General features: G+C 54.2%; 11 protein-coding genes and 2 pseudogenes. 4 read left to right on the top strand and 9 right to left on the bottom strand.

Annotated elements, in window-relative coordinates; all coding sequences use genetic code 11:
* Positions 1 to 219: 219 nt before the first annotated feature.
* Positions 220 to 630 (top strand): nucleoside diphosphate kinase regulator, encoded by a 411-nt coding sequence (gene rnk, locus K6K13_RS01240; RefSeq protein WP_222159206.1) that lies wholly within the window; start codon positions 220 to 222, stop codon positions 628 to 630.
* Between the two features lie 42 nt (positions 631 to 672).
* Here the strand turns inward: rnk and K6K13_RS01235 are convergent, their stop codons facing one another.
* Complete coding sequence (locus tag K6K13_RS01235; protein WP_222159205.1) at positions 673 to 981, bottom strand: hypothetical protein; 309 nt, start codon at positions 979 to 981, stop codon at positions 673 to 675.
* Positions 982 to 1,023: 42 nt separating this feature from the next.
* On the bottom strand, positions 1,024 to 2,364 hold the full coding sequence (gene pmbA, locus K6K13_RS01230; RefSeq protein WP_222159204.1) for a metalloprotease PmbA: 1,341 nt from the start codon (positions 2,362 to 2,364) through the stop codon (positions 1,024 to 1,026).
* A gap of 199 nt (positions 2,365 to 2,563) precedes the next feature.
* On the opposite strand from pmbA, the gene yjgA reads away from it, so the two are divergent.
* Positions 2,564 to 3,118 carry a ribosome biogenesis factor YjgA gene (gene yjgA, locus K6K13_RS01225; protein ID WP_222159203.1) on the top strand — a complete coding sequence of 185 codons (555 nt, stop codon included), beginning with the start codon at positions 2,564 to 2,566 and terminating at the stop codon, positions 3,116 to 3,118.
* Positions 3,119 to 3,191: 73 nt separating this feature from the next.
* Here the strand turns inward: yjgA and aaeB are convergent.
* The 3 genes and pseudogenes from aaeB to aaeX form a co-directional block, all read right to left on the bottom strand.
* Positions 3,192 to 5,150, bottom strand: a pseudogene (gene aaeB, locus K6K13_RS01220) (p-hydroxybenzoic acid efflux pump subunit AaeB).
* A 12-nt stretch (positions 5,151 to 5,162) separates the two neighbouring features.
* Complete coding sequence (gene aaeA / locus K6K13_RS01215; RefSeq protein WP_222160923.1) at positions 5,163 to 6,110, bottom strand: p-hydroxybenzoic acid efflux pump subunit AaeA; 948 nt, start codon at positions 6,108 to 6,110, stop codon at positions 5,163 to 5,165.
* A gap of 22 nt (positions 6,111 to 6,132) precedes the next feature.
* On the bottom strand, positions 6,133 to 6,336 hold the full coding sequence (aaeX, locus tag K6K13_RS01210; protein ID WP_222159202.1) for a p-hydroxybenzoic acid efflux pump operon protein AaeX: 204 nt from the start codon (positions 6,334 to 6,336) through the stop codon (positions 6,133 to 6,135).
* A gap of 321 nt (positions 6,337 to 6,657) precedes the next feature.
* Between aaeX and aaeR the strand changes: the two are divergent.
* Positions 6,658 to 7,587 (top strand): annotated as a pseudogene (gene aaeR / locus K6K13_RS01205) (HTH-type transcriptional activator AaeR).
* 101 nt (positions 7,588 to 7,688) lie between these two features.
* Entirely contained in the window at positions 7,689 to 8,567 is an 879-nt protein-coding gene (locus K6K13_RS01200; protein WP_222159201.1) for a hypothetical protein, read from the top strand.
* 48 nt (positions 8,568 to 8,615) lie between these two features.
* On the opposite strand, the gene tldD is transcribed toward K6K13_RS01200, so the two are convergent.
* The 4 genes from tldD to K6K13_RS01180 all read right to left on the bottom strand — a co-directional run bounded on the left by tldD (position 8,616) and on the right by K6K13_RS01180 (position 16,078).
* On the bottom strand, positions 8,616 to 10,061 hold the full coding sequence (gene tldD / locus K6K13_RS01195) for a metalloprotease TldD (RefSeq protein WP_222159200.1): 1,446 nt from the start codon (positions 10,059 to 10,061) through the stop codon (positions 8,616 to 8,618).
* A 68-nt stretch (positions 10,062 to 10,129) separates the two neighbouring features.
* Complete coding sequence (yhdP, locus tag K6K13_RS01190; RefSeq protein WP_222159199.1) at positions 10,130 to 13,954, bottom strand: AsmA2 domain-containing protein YhdP; 3,825 nt, start codon at positions 13,952 to 13,954, stop codon at positions 10,130 to 10,132.
* A 71-nt stretch (positions 13,955 to 14,025) separates the two neighbouring features.
* A complete protein-coding gene (gene rng, locus K6K13_RS01185; RefSeq protein ID WP_222159198.1) occupies positions 14,026 to 15,495 on the bottom strand; it encodes a ribonuclease G in 1,470 nt (489 codons plus the stop codon).
* Complete coding sequence (locus K6K13_RS01180) at positions 15,485 to 16,078, bottom strand: Maf family protein (protein WP_222159197.1); 594 nt, start codon at positions 16,076 to 16,078, stop codon at positions 15,485 to 15,487. Before K6K13_RS01180 ends, rng begins: the two co-directional genes overlap by 11 nt.
* Positions 16,079 to 16,108: the final 30 nt, after the last annotated feature.

Raw genomic sequence — 16,108 nt, 5'->3', positions numbered from 1 at the left:
GTTACAAGTTATCTCTCATTTTTATCAACACCCCCGCGTCACTGGCGCGGGGGTGTTGATAAAAATGCGGTAGACTTTTTCTCTTGATATTGTTTTTTCATATATGCAGTACGTGCTTATATCCCTATGAACCTTGATCTTACTGCCATGCAGTAACGCTGTTTGTTACCGCTATGCGTTTGAACGGGGTTATGTTTTACCAACCTATTGGAGAGGAGTATGACGAAACCTAACCTGACTATTAGCGAACTGGATGCGGAGCGCCTGGATCGGCTGTTGGAACAACCTGCATTTGCAGGCACACCGATTGCACAAGCGTTGAATGAGGAGCTGGATCGTGCCGAGATCTTGCCTTCAGAGGACATCGCGTCAGATGTTGTCACCATGAACAGTCGGGTACGCTTTCGCGATTTAAACACTAACGAAGAGCACACCCGAACACTGGTTTATCCTGCCGCCATGCAGGACAGCAAGGAACAACTTTCTGTTATGGCACCGCTCGGCGCAGCCCTGCTGGGTCTGCGCGTTGGGAATACCATTAACTGGCAGTTGCATAACGGTACGGAAACTCGCGTGGAAGTTCTGGAATTGCTCTACCAGCCTGAGGCCACTGGCGAATATCATCGCTAAGCACGCGCCCACTGCCCTGATTTCAGGGCAGTCATGATTGCGTCAAAACGGCCACAGTAGCCACCAGTTCGTCAGTTTATCCCCCAAACCTTGCCACCACATGCGTGACATCAGGTGGCCTGCTTTCTTACGCGGTTCGGTGGGTGATTCCCCTTTGGCCGTCAATGCTTCCCAGGCCGCCCAACGCACATCAAAAACGAAATCCCGTTGCATCATGTCGCGCAAAATCACCAGACTGTGCGGATCCGGCTCGCCACGCAAAAGCGCCACCAGCGCCAGCCGCTTGCGAAAATCCGTTTTATCCTGCGCGAGTTGCTGTGCGAGATCGACATCAAACGCACTGTCGGGCATTCCCTACTCCCTAGACATGCCGTTGTATACGTACACGCCTGATTACATCCCGGCGATCTTCATACTCGGCAACAGCGCAGAACCGCACTGAATATTGCTGCGGGTTTCAATATCATCCCCCAGCGTCACCATGTCGCGCAGCATAGTTTTCAGGTTACCGGCAATAGTAATTTCACTCACCGGATACTGAATCTCGCCATTTTCTACCCAGAAGCCTGACGCCCCGCGCGAGTAATCACCCGTTACCGCACTCACGCCCTGTCCCATCAGTTCGGTCACCAGCAAGCCTTTATCCATCTGCTTAAGCATCTGTTGGAAATTCAGCCCTTGCCCCGCAATGCGCCAGTTGTGAATGCCGCCGGCATGACCGGTGCTCTTCATGCCGAGTTTACGGGCCGCATAGCTGGTCAACAGCCAGGTTTGCAGCACGCCGTCTTTAACGATGTCCCGCTGCGTGGTGCGTACCCCTTCACTGTCGAACGGGGTGGACGCCAGTCCTTTACGCAGATGCGGCAGCTCTTCGATAGTGAGCCAATCCGGCAGGATCTGCTGGCCCAGTTTATCGAGCAGGAACGTCGATTTACGGTACACGTTGCCACCGCTGATCGCCCCCACCAAGTGGCCGAACAAACCGGTAGCCACTTCGGCCGCAAACATCACCGGTGCTTCCATGGTTGGCAGCTTGCGCGGTGATAAACGCGAGAGCGTACGGCGAGCGCACTCTTCACCGACCCATTCCGGACTTTGCAAATCGTCCAGCGCACGACCTACGGTGTAAGCGTAATCGCGCTCCATATCACCGTTCACTTCGGCAATCACACAGCTCGACATGGAGTGGCGGCTTGATAAATAACTTTGCAGCATGCCGTGGCTGTTACCAAACACTTTGATACCGTAGTGGCTGTTGAAGCTGCCCCCTTCCGTGTTGGTAATGCGCGCGTCAGCTTTCAGCGCCGCCTGCTCAGCGCGGGCAGCCAGCTCAATGCCCTTTTCCGCATCCAACGCGGCAGGATGAAACAGATCGAGATCGGGCGCGTCAAATGCCAGCAGTTCTTGTTCTGCCGGGCCAGAAAAAGGATCGGGCGAGGTATAACGGGCAATATCCAATGCAGCCTGCACGGTGCGGGCGATGGCCGCCGGGCTCAAGTCGGTCGATGACGCACTGCCTTTACGCTGCTGATGGTATACGGTAATTCCCAATGCACCATCGCTGTTGAATTCCACATTTTCAACCTCGCCGTAGCGCGTACTGACGCTGATCCCTGTGGTTTTGGAAATGGCCACCTCTGCCGCATCTGAACCAGCACGCCCCAGCTCCAACGCCTGTGCGACTGCCTGCTCCAATGCTTTACGCTGTTCTGCAACCTGAGTGATTATTGTCATCGTTCTGCCATACTGAGTTAAAAGCCGTTCAGAAGCCGGGAAATGGCGTCTGCCTTGCCCCTCTTCTGCGCCTAAAGGTGTATGCTTGAGTCTAACAGGATATCAGGATAATTTCGCAAAAAGCCCAAACCTGTTAGGATCGGCGTCTTTTTTATGGCGTTAACCGCGTCACATGCCCGAACTGTTACGGAAAGAGATAATGAACAAACACCCTGAAGAGTGGCTGGACGACGTACCGGACCCGCACGCCGACGATGATGAAGACGATGAGATCATCTGGGTCAGTAAAAGTGAAATCAAACGCGATGCAGAAGCGCTGAAAGATCTTGGCGTGGAGCTGATTGAGCTCGGTAAAAATGCGCTGGAGCGCATCCCGCTGGATGACGATCTGCGTGCTGCGGTTGAGCTGGCGCAGCGCATCAAAAAAGAGGGCCGCCGCCGTCAGGTGCAACTGATCGGTAAGATGCTGCGCGCCCGCGATCCGGAGCCGATTCAAGTCGCACTGGATAAGCTAAAGAGCCGCCACAACCAGCAGGTCGCCCTGTTTCACAAGCTGGAACAACTGCGCGACAGGCTGATTGAAGAAGGGGATGATGCCATTCCGGACATCCTCGGGCTCTATCCGGCCGCCGATCGCCAGCAATTGCGCTCACTGGTGCGCAATGCGCAAAAAGAAAAAGCCGCGAACAAGCCGCCCAAGTCTTACCGCCAAATTTTCCAATATCTGCGCGAACTGGCTGAAGATCAGGCCTAATCCCTTGAGGTAAATCCCCCTTAAGGTAAATTGTCGTATGGTAAATCACCTCATGGTGGAGTCACCCTCAGCGTTACTCCACCAACGCATGCTGATAGCGGTGCAGTATCTCCGTGATACGGCCAACCGATGCACCGACCTCCGGCGCTATCTGGCGCTGACATAGCGCAATCTGATACTCATCCAATAAGGTCAGCAATTGAGTAAAAGCGTGACGGCGGGAAATCTCTCGTCGCGCTTCGCTGACCTGCTCTGCCGCCTGACGAAGACGACGATGAAAAGCCGACAGTTCACTGTCCATCGGCAGCGGCAGATTCCGCATACGCTGGTGCAGAATAATCAGCGACAGCGCCAGGCGGTATTTGGCAATGTCGTTGGGAAACAGGGTCAACAACAGGTAGAGCTGCTGATAGAGCGCAGGTAAGTGGTTCTCACGCCGTTTGGTTGGGTTGGTGGTCAGTGCCGATACCGCGCTGTAAACAAAACGGTTAAGTAGCGCCTGCCCGGTACGTGCTCGTGAATTATCGCGAATCAACAAGATAACCAGCCACGCCAGCAAGCAGCCGATAACCTGCCCAATCGCACTATCCAGAAAGTGGCTGAGATTAAACGTCATCGGGTTATCCAACACCAGGATATTTATGGTGCTGGCCAATGCCCCCAGCGATCCCATACGCCGTTTTTGCACTTCAATGCCGATAATGAAGGCCATAATGCCCAGACTGAGGCATAACAGCAGCATGCTTTGCTGTGTGGATGGCAGTACAAACATGAACAGCAGCGATCCCAACGGCAAGGCATAGACCGTGCCGACCAGGAAATCGACTGCCATACGTTTTGGGTTGGGCAGGCGCATCGCCAACGCCGTCACTACAGCAATCATCACCATGCAGGCACTGCCTGAGGTCCAACCGGTGATAAGCCAAAATAAACAGCCTACCGCCGTCGCCACGCCGGTGCGCCAGCCGTTGATCATCGCATGATGACGCTCAGCCGAAGCTGCTTTCACCATCACTTCATCACGCAGCAGTTCGCCCTCAACCTGCGTCAACCGGGCGTTGGTCTGAATCCCTTTTGCCAGTAACAGATAGCGCGTTGCGGCCCCCACCCAGCCAATCAGCGTCGGTGGCACGGTCTTGCGCTCACCGGCTGCAATTGCGTGGCGCAGTTGCTTGACCCGTTTACGCACATCGGCCATCGAGTCCACCGGTGCATCAATCAGCATCGCCAGGCTGGTTCTGAGCGGTTCGGGTTTATCCTGTAACACCAGGTAGGTTTCACACGCCTGGGTAATCAGGGTAAATGATTGCGCCAGCAGCGCCTTGATGCGCCGATGGCTATTTTGCCAGCGCGCCGATTCCAGCAGCAGCGGGTTGCCCATACCAGCCAATGCGGTGCTTTTGCGCACCAGCCCGTGCCAGGCAACGTCAAGCTCTTCACGCGATGCCCCCCGAATACACAGTTGCAGCAGGCGATAGTGATCCAGTAGTAGCCCTTCCAGGCTGCTGTAGATATGGTGTTTGATGGAACGCGGAGTGAACAGCAGATCGGCCACAATGGCACAAACAATGCCCAAAACAATCTCGCTAAAGCGCTCAACGGCAAACTGCGGCGTCAGCAACGGCGCGCTTTGGGTAGACACGATAATAATTAATGCGGTATAGCCCGCCAGTCCCCATACGTAAGCGTTTTCCACCTTAACCAGCGATGACACCCAGGTACAAAATCCCGCCCATATGCAGCACAGCAGCAGCATCACTACGGGTGCACGAATGGTCGCGATAATAATCACCAACGCACCGACACAGCCGATAAAGGTGCCCACAATACGCAATATCCCACGATGCCGAATCGCTCCGGAAAAGGGATCGCCACCAGCAGCAAAAGCAGGACCAGCGGCTACGATGGCCGCAGTGAGCACTTACCAACGCGGCGTTTCCAACTGAAAGTGGAAACCGAGAAACAGCGACAGTACAACGGCAACGCTGAGTTTGCAGGCAAAACGCCAGTGGGGAAAAGCAGGCATTTTCATCATGAGTTCGTCTTAACCAAACTCACGCAGCCGATAGAGCAAGCGGATCAACGGCGAAGGCTGCTTGTTTTGCGGAGCATCTGCCTGCGCAATCACCACGGTGGCCGTGGTGCCCGCCGGATAAGGAATATCACGCTGTTGATCCAGATGGATTCTTACCGGCACGCGCTGTGCCAGTCGCACCCATTCCAGATTGGCATCCACCGTCGCCAACCCTTTACTGTCTACGTTGGCGCTGCTGTTAGTGATCGCCGCCGCCACGCTGTCAACCGTACCGTAGAACAGCCGATCGCTACCCAGCGGCGTGATCTCGACCCGATCGCCCGCATGAACGCTCGCCAGCTTGGTCTCTTCCATATAGGCCACCAGATAGAATGAGCCCTTTTTCACCAACGCCACGGCGGTCGCGCCGCGCGTAATATACTCCCCGCGCTGCACATTGAGGTTGGTCACCCAACCGTCCGCTGGCGCGCGAATCTCGGTACGTTCCAGATCCAGCTTCGCCAGCGCCAGCGTCGCTTGCGCCTTGGCTAGCTGATGCTGCGCGGTTTCCAGCGCGCTGCCAGACTGATCGATCGCCTCTTGCGACATGGCCTGTACGCCGAGGCGCGTACGCCGCCCAGACTCACGCCGCTTTTCATTGACCAGCGCCAAATAGTAGTCCACATCCGCCTGTGCTTGCGCCTGTGCTTGCTGAAAACGAGGGGGATCAACCACAAAAAGCACATCCCCCTTTTTTACCTGCTGATTGTCATGCACCAACACCTCGGTCAACAACCCGCTGACATCCGGTGCAATCGCCACAACGTCAGCGCTGAACTTCGCGTCTCGCGTCCACGGCGATTCGGTGTAAAACACCCAAACGCGCAGCAGCGCAACGGCAGCCAGCAACAGCACGCACAGCGTAATACCGACACGCAGCAGCCTTTTGGTTATCAGCGAGACAACAGGAAATTTTATAGCAAGGGTTTTCACAGTAACCTCAAAGGGAGAAGCGAAAGATCAAATAAAACAGGCAGCAAAACAGAGCAGTGTTAAACAGCGCCGGATGCCATACCACGTCATAAACGCCAGTGGGCTGTAAAACACGGTTCAACACAAAAAACAGTGCCAGCGATACCAGCAACACAAAGAATACGGGCGGGAAAGACAGGCCAAACAGCACCATCACCGGGAGTGAGCTCATCCTCTTTTCCTTTTCACTTCAATTGACGAATAAACGATACCGACCGCGTCACCGTAGACACAGGCATGAGGGGTCATAACCAACGACGACACGGACCTGTCAGCCATTAATGCTAAAAGGCATGAAGGGCATTACACTTTCAAGAGAGATGGCAGGTTGTTTAGTAGAAGCGAACGCAACCTGTTACCTTATGGAAACAAGTAGCACGAAGCACACCGGTATTCTTCCCGCCCGATTCGTTCGAATGCGGTGTATTATGGATGTTTATTCGCGTTTCATCTACGATGTGTGATCTAAATCACTTTTAAGCCAGAGTGAATAATGGAAAGACTAAAGAGCATGTCGGTCTTTGCGCGTGTAGTGCAGTGCGGCTCGTTTACCGCCGCAGCCCGACAATTAAACATGAGCGTTTCCGCTGTCAGCCAAACGGTGACCCGGCTGGAAGAAGAGCTACAGATCAAGCTGCTCAACCGCAGCACACGCAGCATTGGGCTTACAGAAGGCGGCAAGATCTACTACCACGGCTGACGTCGTATGCTGCATGAGGCACATGAAGCGCACGATCAGCTCTATGCCTTCAATAACACGCCGATCGGCACGCTGCGCATTGGCAGTTCCTCCACCATGGCGCAAAACGTGCTGGCGGCCATGACAGCAGAGATGCTGCTGAAATACCCAGGGCTCTCGGTCAATCTGGTCACCGGCATTCCGGCTCCCGATCTGATCGCGGACGGGTTGGATATCGTTATCCGCGTGGGTGCATTACAGGACTCCAGCCTGTTTGCCAAACGTCTTGGTTCGATGCCGATGGTGGTGTGCGCCGCCAAACGCTATTTAACCCAGCATGGCACCCCGGAAAAACCGTCAGACGTGGAAAGTTTCTCCTGGCTGGAATACACCGTGCGCGCAGACAGTGAGTTTGAACTGATCGCCCCGGAGGGTATTTCCACCAAAATCGCACCGCAGGGTCGCTTTGCTACTAACGATCCGCAGACGCTGGTGCGTTGGCTCAAAACCGGCGCAGGCATCGCCTATATTCCACTGATGTGGATTATTGATGAGATTGCGCGCGGCGAAGTAGAAATTCTGTTCAGCCGTTATCACTCCGATCCGCGCCCGGTTTACGCATTGTATACACGTAAGGATAATTTGCCGCTCAAAGTACAACTGTGCATCAATTATATGACAGAGTATTTTAAGAACGTTGCTCAGATTTATCAAAGCCATAGGGAAGAAACGTTAGGAAAATAATAGCATTCACACTGCGGAATTCACCTGAAAGTTAAGTGCAGTATAGATTACCTTCACCTTTAGGCTGTTACACTGTGCTTTCTTTAACCAAGGGGGCACTTATGACAACGGCATTCAATATTTCAGGGAGTTTATTTTCCAGAGAGATTACATTTAATGAAATAGAAGAAATAAAAAATAATATAAAACCGAATGAAATAAAAACACTATGGGATAAAATTGTAGATTGGTTTTTGGGAACCGATAAAGAAAATGCAAAAGAAACATTGTCTACACTGATGAATAGTGATGATGTCAATAAAAAGATTGAAGCGTTCAATCAACTTAAATCCATGGTATCACCTGCTTTTAAAGAACTTTTTACCTATACCATAGAGATAGATGATACATCAGATACAAATGACACATCCTTCTCTTTCGTTCTATCGATTGGAGAATTGATATCTACCGAGAAATTATCCACTCAAGGGAAAACCATTGAGATGGAGGATAAAATAAAGACATTTACGGAAAGATGTGACAATCAGCGCGATATTAAATTAGGGCAATTGAAATTAGACATCCCAAGAAGTAATGTTTTTTTATTTAATGACTCAAAAGAACCTGAGCGAATCACGTTAGAAAACATTGATAACCACCTGGTAAATAAAATATCCGAAGAGCAAAAAAAATCATTAAATGTGGCACTTTCTCAAACGGGCATGATTGATATTTGTGACCAAATATATCAGAATGCCAAAGAAATACCGATGCTCTGCTCACCCAATAAAACCATATCCTTGTTTTTGGATAATCTGAATAACGTCATCATTAACATGAATTTTTTCAATAACATTGATGAAAATACGTACGTTAAGTATAAAGAAATTTACCCTGATTTAAGGCACCGTTGTTTTTCGGCAAATGCTACTGTCGAAATAGACAGCAACGGTTACTGTAGCATCACTCGCGTTAACGTAACACATCCAGGCATTGAGTAGTCACCGCCACGCATTTTCACACCCGCATGACGGTGACAAAGGTGCAGGTTACGCCGTACCGCCCACAGTCATGCTGTCCAGTTTCAGCGTCGGTTGCCCAACGCCAACAGGCAGGCTTTGGCCCTCTTTACCGCACACACCAACCCCGTTATCCAATGCCAAATCGTTACCCACCATCGAAATCTGCTGCATGGCTTCGATACCGGAGCCAATCAGGGTTGCCCCTTTAACCGGCGTCGTGACTTTACCATTTTCAATCAGATAGGCTTCGGAGGTTGAGAACACAAACTTGCCGGAGGTGATATCCACCTGGCCACCGCCAAAGTTAGGCGCATATAACCCGTATTCTACGCTGGAAATAATCGATTCCGGCGTCGATTGACCCGCCAACATATAGGTATTGGTCATACGCGGCATCGGCAAATGGGCATAAGACTCACGGCGGCCATTACCGGTCGGCGCTACGCCCATCAAACGTGCGTTGAGTTTATCCTGCATATAGCCTTTCAGCACACCGTTCTCAATCAGCACGTTGTATTGTCCGGCCACGCCTTCGTCATCCATTGCCAGCGAACCGCGGCGTCCTTCCAGCGTGCCATCATCCACCACGGTGCACAGTTCAGAGGCGACCAGCTTACCCATCTGCCCACTGAACACCGACGTGCCACGGCGGTTAAAATCGCCTTCCAACCCGTGCCCGACAGCTTCATGCAGCAGCACGCCCGGCCAACCCGCGCCCAGCACCACCGGCATCGTGCCCGCAGGCGCAGCAACGGCGGACAGATTAACCAGCGCCATACGCACCGCTTCTTTTGCCCAGGCTTCCACCCGCGCTTCACCGTCTACCGTTTGCCAAAAGTAGTCGTAACCCACACGCGCGCCGCCGCCGCTGGCACCGCGTTCACGTTTACCGTCTTGCTCGACCAGCACGCTGATCGACAGGCGCACTAGCGGGCGCACATCCGCCGCCAACGTGCCGTCGGTTGCCGCCACCAGCACGTGTTCATAGACACCGGTCAGGCTGACGCTCACTTCCTGCACGCGGGCGTCGGCCGCGCGCGCTACGCTGTCTGCGCGTTGCAGCAGTGCCAGTTTCTCTTCCCGACTCAGGCTGTCCAGTGGGTTGAGCTGCGGATACAGCGCACGATGACCGTTTTCCCCCAGCGTACGAACGCGGCCAGTGCCCTGCTCGCGCACGATACTGCGCGCTGCCTGAGCGCTTTGGTGCAGCGCATTGAGCGTGATCTGGTCCGCATAGGCAAACCCGGTTTTTTCTCCGCTTACCGCACGAATACCGACCCCTTGATCGATATTGTAAGAACCATCTTTAATGATGCGGTCTTCCAGCACCCAGGATTCATGGTAACTGGATTGAAAATAGAGATCGGCATAATCCAGGCGACGTTCATTCAATACCTCTAACACCGAGAACAGGTCTTGCTGGCTCAAGTTGTTAGCAGTGAGTAACTGTTCACTGACAAACGAAAGACTCATATTTTTTCCACTTTAGTTCACATGAAACCGATGAATAAACGGCACGGAGCCATCACTATGCTGGCGTATCAACGCCGCTCCTGCGCCGCATTTTTTTGCGGCTCGCGCAGGACTTCCTTAATCGTAGGCTGATCCAGGCTGCCATGAATCTGGTAGCGAATCAGCGAAATTTTGTTCCAGAGCGGTGCCAGTACCTTACTGGCCGCAAACACAGCAGCACCGACCACCGGGTTGACCACAAAGGCGGTAGCCACCCCCACCGTGGCTGATATCTCCGGTGCAATCACCGCTTCCATGGCAATTTGCCGGTTAGCCAGATCGACACTGCCCTTCATGGCAATATCGTCTTCCAATCCATCGACCAGCAGATCGTCGGTATGCAACACACCGTCTTTAATCCAAGCCGTGCTGCGGATGGAATCGAAATAGAAGCCTTTGCCAAAGGTATCGCTGAAATCAAACTGCAATTTGCGCAGCAACGCATCAAAGCTCACCAGGCGCAGCAAGCGTCCCGCCTGCCCCGTACCCGCATTGACGATGTCCCCCTTGCCAATACGCGTGTGCAAAATACCGCTCAGGCTCGCCAGATGCGGCGCCCACGGCGAGCCGCGCCAATAGAGATCATAGTCAACATCAAAGGTTGCTGCGCGCAGTGGCGTATCAATGCCAAACCAGTCAGCATTTTGCTCCAGCGTGCCGCCCGTCAAACGCCCTTTGAGTGCGGTACGAACCCCGTCGGCATTCTCCTGCCAACTGCCGCTGGCAGTCAGCTTGGCTTTGCCGGTATCGATCACGCCCTCACTGAGCGTCAGCTTATCTTTTTCTGGTTGCAGCGTCGCCGAGATTTGGCCCAGGTTCTGCCCGGCAATCCAGCATTCCCGGCAAGCCAGCTGCAACGCAGGCCAGTCCTCAAAGCGGATGCTGGGGTCATTAAGCGGTGATTTCTTCTCGGCCAGTGCCACGGGGTTGGTTGCTTCATCCCCTTTCCACTGCGGGTTGTAATAGAGATAGCGAATATCCGCACGCCACATGCCGCTTTGTGGCACCGTCAAATTAGCATCAACCTCACGCCCGGTAGTGTGAATTTCATTGCCCTGCGGCGTATTGCGGCTATTGAGTACCACGTCATGCCACTGCTGGCCGAGCAGTTGCAGCGCAGGGGTACGCAACGTCACGCTCTCCGGCACATGGAGATTGCTTTGTGCCCCTTTGCGCAAGGCGGTATCGCCACGCAGAGCAGGCAGCAATCCCAACCAGCGCTCCGCATCCAACGCGGGCAGCGCCAGCACCAGTTCAGACTGTTCCGGCAGCGCGGGCAGCGTTTGAGCACCTTGTTGCCAGACAGCGCGCGCTAGCGTCAGCGCATCACCGTGCAGCAACCACTGGCTGTTAAACTGTGCGGATTTTCCCAAGCTTCCCGAGAGCACAAACCCCTTGAGATCCCCTTTGGCGGCGATCTTGAGCGGCACCGCCGTTCCCTGCGCCTTGTTAAAGGGTTCAGGTAAGCGAGTACTTACATTTTTCAGATCGGCATCGACGCTGACCTCATAGGTCTCAACGCCTTTATAGGGCAGATTCACCGTCACATCGCTACGCCAGGCGGCGGTTCCCGACAGGGCGGTTTGCACTGTTTTTGGCAGACCGGGGAACTGCGCGGGCGCCCATTCGCCGTTCAGCCCTACCTTTACCAGAAAGGCTTTTTCCTGCTCTTCGGTGGTAAAGCTGAACGTGACAGGCTGCCCTAACCAGTTAGCCGCAATGTCATCGCTGTTCAGGGTGCCATTGCGATAATGGAAGCGCCCGTTGAGCTGTTTCAGCGTGCTATTCAGTGGTTTGATATACAGACTATTGTTACTGAGTTGAATATCGCCACTGGCCTCCACTGCGGCGTGCGACAGGGAAATATCGAGGTGCAGCGTGCCATTGACGCTACCGCCAATTTGCAGTTGCTTTAACGCGCTCCCCACGCTGTCCTTGAGCGGCGTTTGTTCAAAATAGTGTCCGACATCGGGCCCGTCCCCCTGAAGTTCGCCATCGATCAGCAACTTTTCTTTACTGTAATCAGGGATGGCGGCAAGAATATTTCTGCCAGCGACATTCCCTAACTGCGTTGACGGCGCGGACATCCACAGGCCGTTGTTGGCAAAGTTGAGATCGATATCCAGTGGTGACAGCGCGGGCCAGCCGGGTTCAAATTCAAAGGTCGCCGCGCGCAGCGGCACCCACACCTGAAACTGGCCTTCGTTATGTTCAAAGGGAAAATGCGACGGGTTTCCGGCAAAAACCAGCGTGGCGTTGTCGACCTGCCCCCCTTTTAACGCGCCGGTCAGGTACTTAACCAACTGTGCGCCCATCAGCGGTTCAGGGAAGTAACGCCAGGCTTCTGAAGCATCGGCTAGCCGAATTCCCGCCAGAATATCCAGACGCGGCTCCCCACTCACCGGATGGCGATATTGAAAATCACCCTGAGCCTGTAGCGCACGAGCCTGTACATTCAGCCCTTTACTCCACACTTCCCAGCCGTCGGCGGCATTGCTCCAGTCGACAGCACCGTTTGCCTGCTGAATCTCGAACGGTGCCCGGAACTGATTACCGCTGGGCAGCACGCTCTGCGGTAACGAGAAGGTGATGCGCCCGCGGTCGACTCTGCCACTCAGCGTGCCCGCCAGCTTTTCACCCCCCGGCAACCATTCCCACGCTTTCCAGCGCAGATCGCGCCATGCCGCTTGAAAACGACTTTTTTCCGGTTGTTTTAAGGGAATATCCAGGGCCAGTTGTGTCAGAAGCCCTTCCGGTTGCAGCGCCTCCCAGCGCGTTTTAAGCTCGGGCGTCACCGTGGACAGCAACGGCAGTAAATCACGCAAACGAGCCAAACTCAGCTCGCTGGCACGCACCCGCAGCATATCTTGCTGATCTGTCGATGGCGCGGGTATCCAGCGCGCCGCCAGACTCCCCTTCGGCCAGGCGACGCCGTCCGTCGCCAGATTCAAGACAGGCACGGCAACCTGCCAACCTGCACCCTGCCGCGTGGCATGCAGTGCCAGCTCGTCTACGCTCAAACGATGGGTGCTGTCTCTTTCTTTCCAGGCTGCCGAGCCCTGCGCCAAAAAGACATCGCTGGCAACCAGCGCTCCGCTGCGCACCTGCAACCAGGCCGCCAGATTGAAATTGGCGCTCTCTAGTCCGGTATTATTTTTTAGCCAGCGGCTGATCCAGGGCTTCATATCAATATTGTCAGCCTGTAGGTACACCGTGCCGTCATTCAGGTGGCCCTGAATTGCCTGCAAATCCATGCGTACCTGCACCACGCCGTGCTGCCCATTAAAACTCGACAGGCTGATTTGCCCTTCGGCACGGTGCCGGTTGTTGCGGTTCAACCAGGTCAATTGCGGGATGGCGAGTTCAGCGCGATCGCCAGAAGGCGTGAGGAAAGAGAGATGGCTGTCGCGCAGATCGAAGTGATCGAACTGCTGGAGGAACAGCGTACTTAGACGATCGGTTTCGATCAGGCTACCGTCGGCCCGCTGCCCGGTCAATGTGGCATCCAGCGTCAAACGCATACGGTGGAACGTCAGATCGCGAAACTGCCAGCGCGCATGCAACAATGACTGCCACACATCCAGCGCCAGTGTAATACGCTCTGCCTGCCAGCGTGCAGCACGCGACTCGCTCGTCAGGCCATCGATCGAAAGCGTCGGCCCAAAAGAGGCCCAACTGCCCGTTAGGCGTTGCGCGTCAACCGATACGCCGGTCGTCGACGTCACCCACGCCATGATTTGCGGCCGAAAACGATCGAGCTGCGGCATCGCTAATCGTAAACCACTGACGATCAGCGCCACGATAACAACCATCGTAGCACCCGTCATCAGCAGTAGGCCGGGCAGTCGCCTCACACTATTCTCCTTGATCTTCGTCGCAGGCGACGCGGGGAAGTCATTCTGTTCGTTTTATCATCGACATGGGATTACATCATCACCACATCAAACTGTTCCTGGCTGTACAACGGCTCAATCTGTACCTTGACCTGTTTGCCGACAAAAATTTCCACTTCTGCCAGGGCGTGGGATTCTTCGCTTTTCAATACCTCAGCCACCGCAGGCGATGCGTACACCAGGAAACGATCGGTATCATACGCATGATGCACCCGCACAATTTCACGCATGATTTCATAGCAAACCGTTTCGACGCTTTTCACCCTGCCGCGACCATGGCACGTCGGGCACTGATGACACAACACATGTTCAATGCTCTCACGGGTGCGCTTGCGCGTCATCTCCACTAATCCTAGTTGAGAGAAGCCTTTAATACTGGTTTTAACCCGATCTTTGGCGAGCGCTTGCTCCAAAGAGTGCAGCACCCGGCGACGGTGGTCCTCATTACTCATGTCGATAAAATCGATAATGATAATACCACCCAGGTTGCGCAGTCGCAGTTGACGGGCAATGGCCTGCGTCGCTTCGATATTGGTGTTAAAGATGGTCTCATCCAGATTGCGATGACCGACGAAGGCCCCGGTATTGATGTCTATCGTCGTCATCGCCTCGGTTTGATCGATGATCAGATAGCCACCGGATTTCAACTCAACCTTTCTGTCCAAGGAACGCTGAATTTCATTCTCCACGTCATAGAGATCGAAAATCGGTTGGCGTCCGGCATAATGCTCCAGCTTATTGGTGGTTTCCGGAATATAGTCAGTGGTGAACTCTAGCAGCGCGTCATAGGTCAGGCGGGAGTCGATACGGATGCGATCCAACGCCGCACCGGCAAAATCACGCAGGATACGCTGCGCCAGCGCCACTTCACCGTACAGCTTGCATTTGGTCTGATTGCGTTTTTTACGCTCGCTGACCTTGGTCCACAAGCGTTTGAGGAACGCCGCGTCAGAAGAAAGCTCATCTTCTCCGATCCCTTCTGCCGCCGTGCGAATAATAAACCCACCCTGCTCATCGCAGTATTCGCTGACGATTTTCTTCAGGCGTTCGCGCTCCACTTCACTTTCAATGCGCTGTGAAACCCCAACGTGGGCCGCGCCGGGCATGAAAACCAGATAGCGCGATGGCAGGGTAATATCAGTGGTCAGTCGGGCACCTTTGGTACCGAGCGGGTCTTTCACCACCTGCACCATCAAGTCCTGCCCTTGGCGCACCAGTTCTGCGATATCGCGCACGTGGAAATTTTTCTGTTCTTCCCCGGCCACGCATTCGGTGTGCGGCATGATGTCTGACGCGTGCAAAAACGCCGCTTTATCCAGCCCGATATCCACGAACGCGGCTTGCATGCCCGGCAACACCCGGCTGACACGCCCTTTATAAATATTGCCCACGATGCCGCGTTTCGCTTCACGCTCAATGTGGATCTCTTGCAGTATTCCGCCGTCAATGTAGGCAACGCGCGTTTCCGACGGCGTCACGTTGACCAGTAACTCAGCTGTCATTTTCTGCTCCTGCCGTTCGTAACGCTATAATCTGATTATACAATTCATGAGTTTCCACCAGCGGCAACCCGACAACCGCGTGGTAACTGCCGGCAATAGCCTTGACGAAACAACCGCCCTTACCTTGAATGCCGTAGGCTCCCGCTTTATCCATCGGCTCACCGCTGGCAACATAGTCGGTAATGTCCTGCGGCGTCAGGGTGCGGAACGTCACGTCGGTCACCACCAGCGCGCTGCACTGAGTGCGACGATCGGCCAACGTGACCGCGGTCATCACCTGATGCTGTCGCCCTGAAAGCATCGATAAGATGTGCGCCGCATGGGCTTCGTCACGGGGTTTTTCCAGCACCTGCCCTTCCAGCACCACGATAGTATCGGCCCCCAACACCGGCAAATCTTGCGGTGCGGCAGCAACCCCAGCCTGCGCTTTATCCTGCGCCAGACGGCGTACATAGACCTCTGCCGTTTCATGTACTTCCCGCTGCTCGATAACATCAACCCGCAGCCGTTCAAAAGGGATGTCCAGCAACGTAAGCAGTTCGCGGCGGCGCGGTGAACTCGAGGCCAGATAGAGCGCAGTCATATATCCTCGCTACGTAGTCACTCTACGTAT

The organism is Symbiopectobacterium purcellii (assembly GCF_019797845.1).
Classification (GTDB): Bacteria; Pseudomonadota; Gammaproteobacteria; order Enterobacterales; family Enterobacteriaceae; genus Symbiopectobacterium; species Symbiopectobacterium purcellii.
This window is presented reverse-complemented; position numbering and strand designations above follow the sequence as displayed.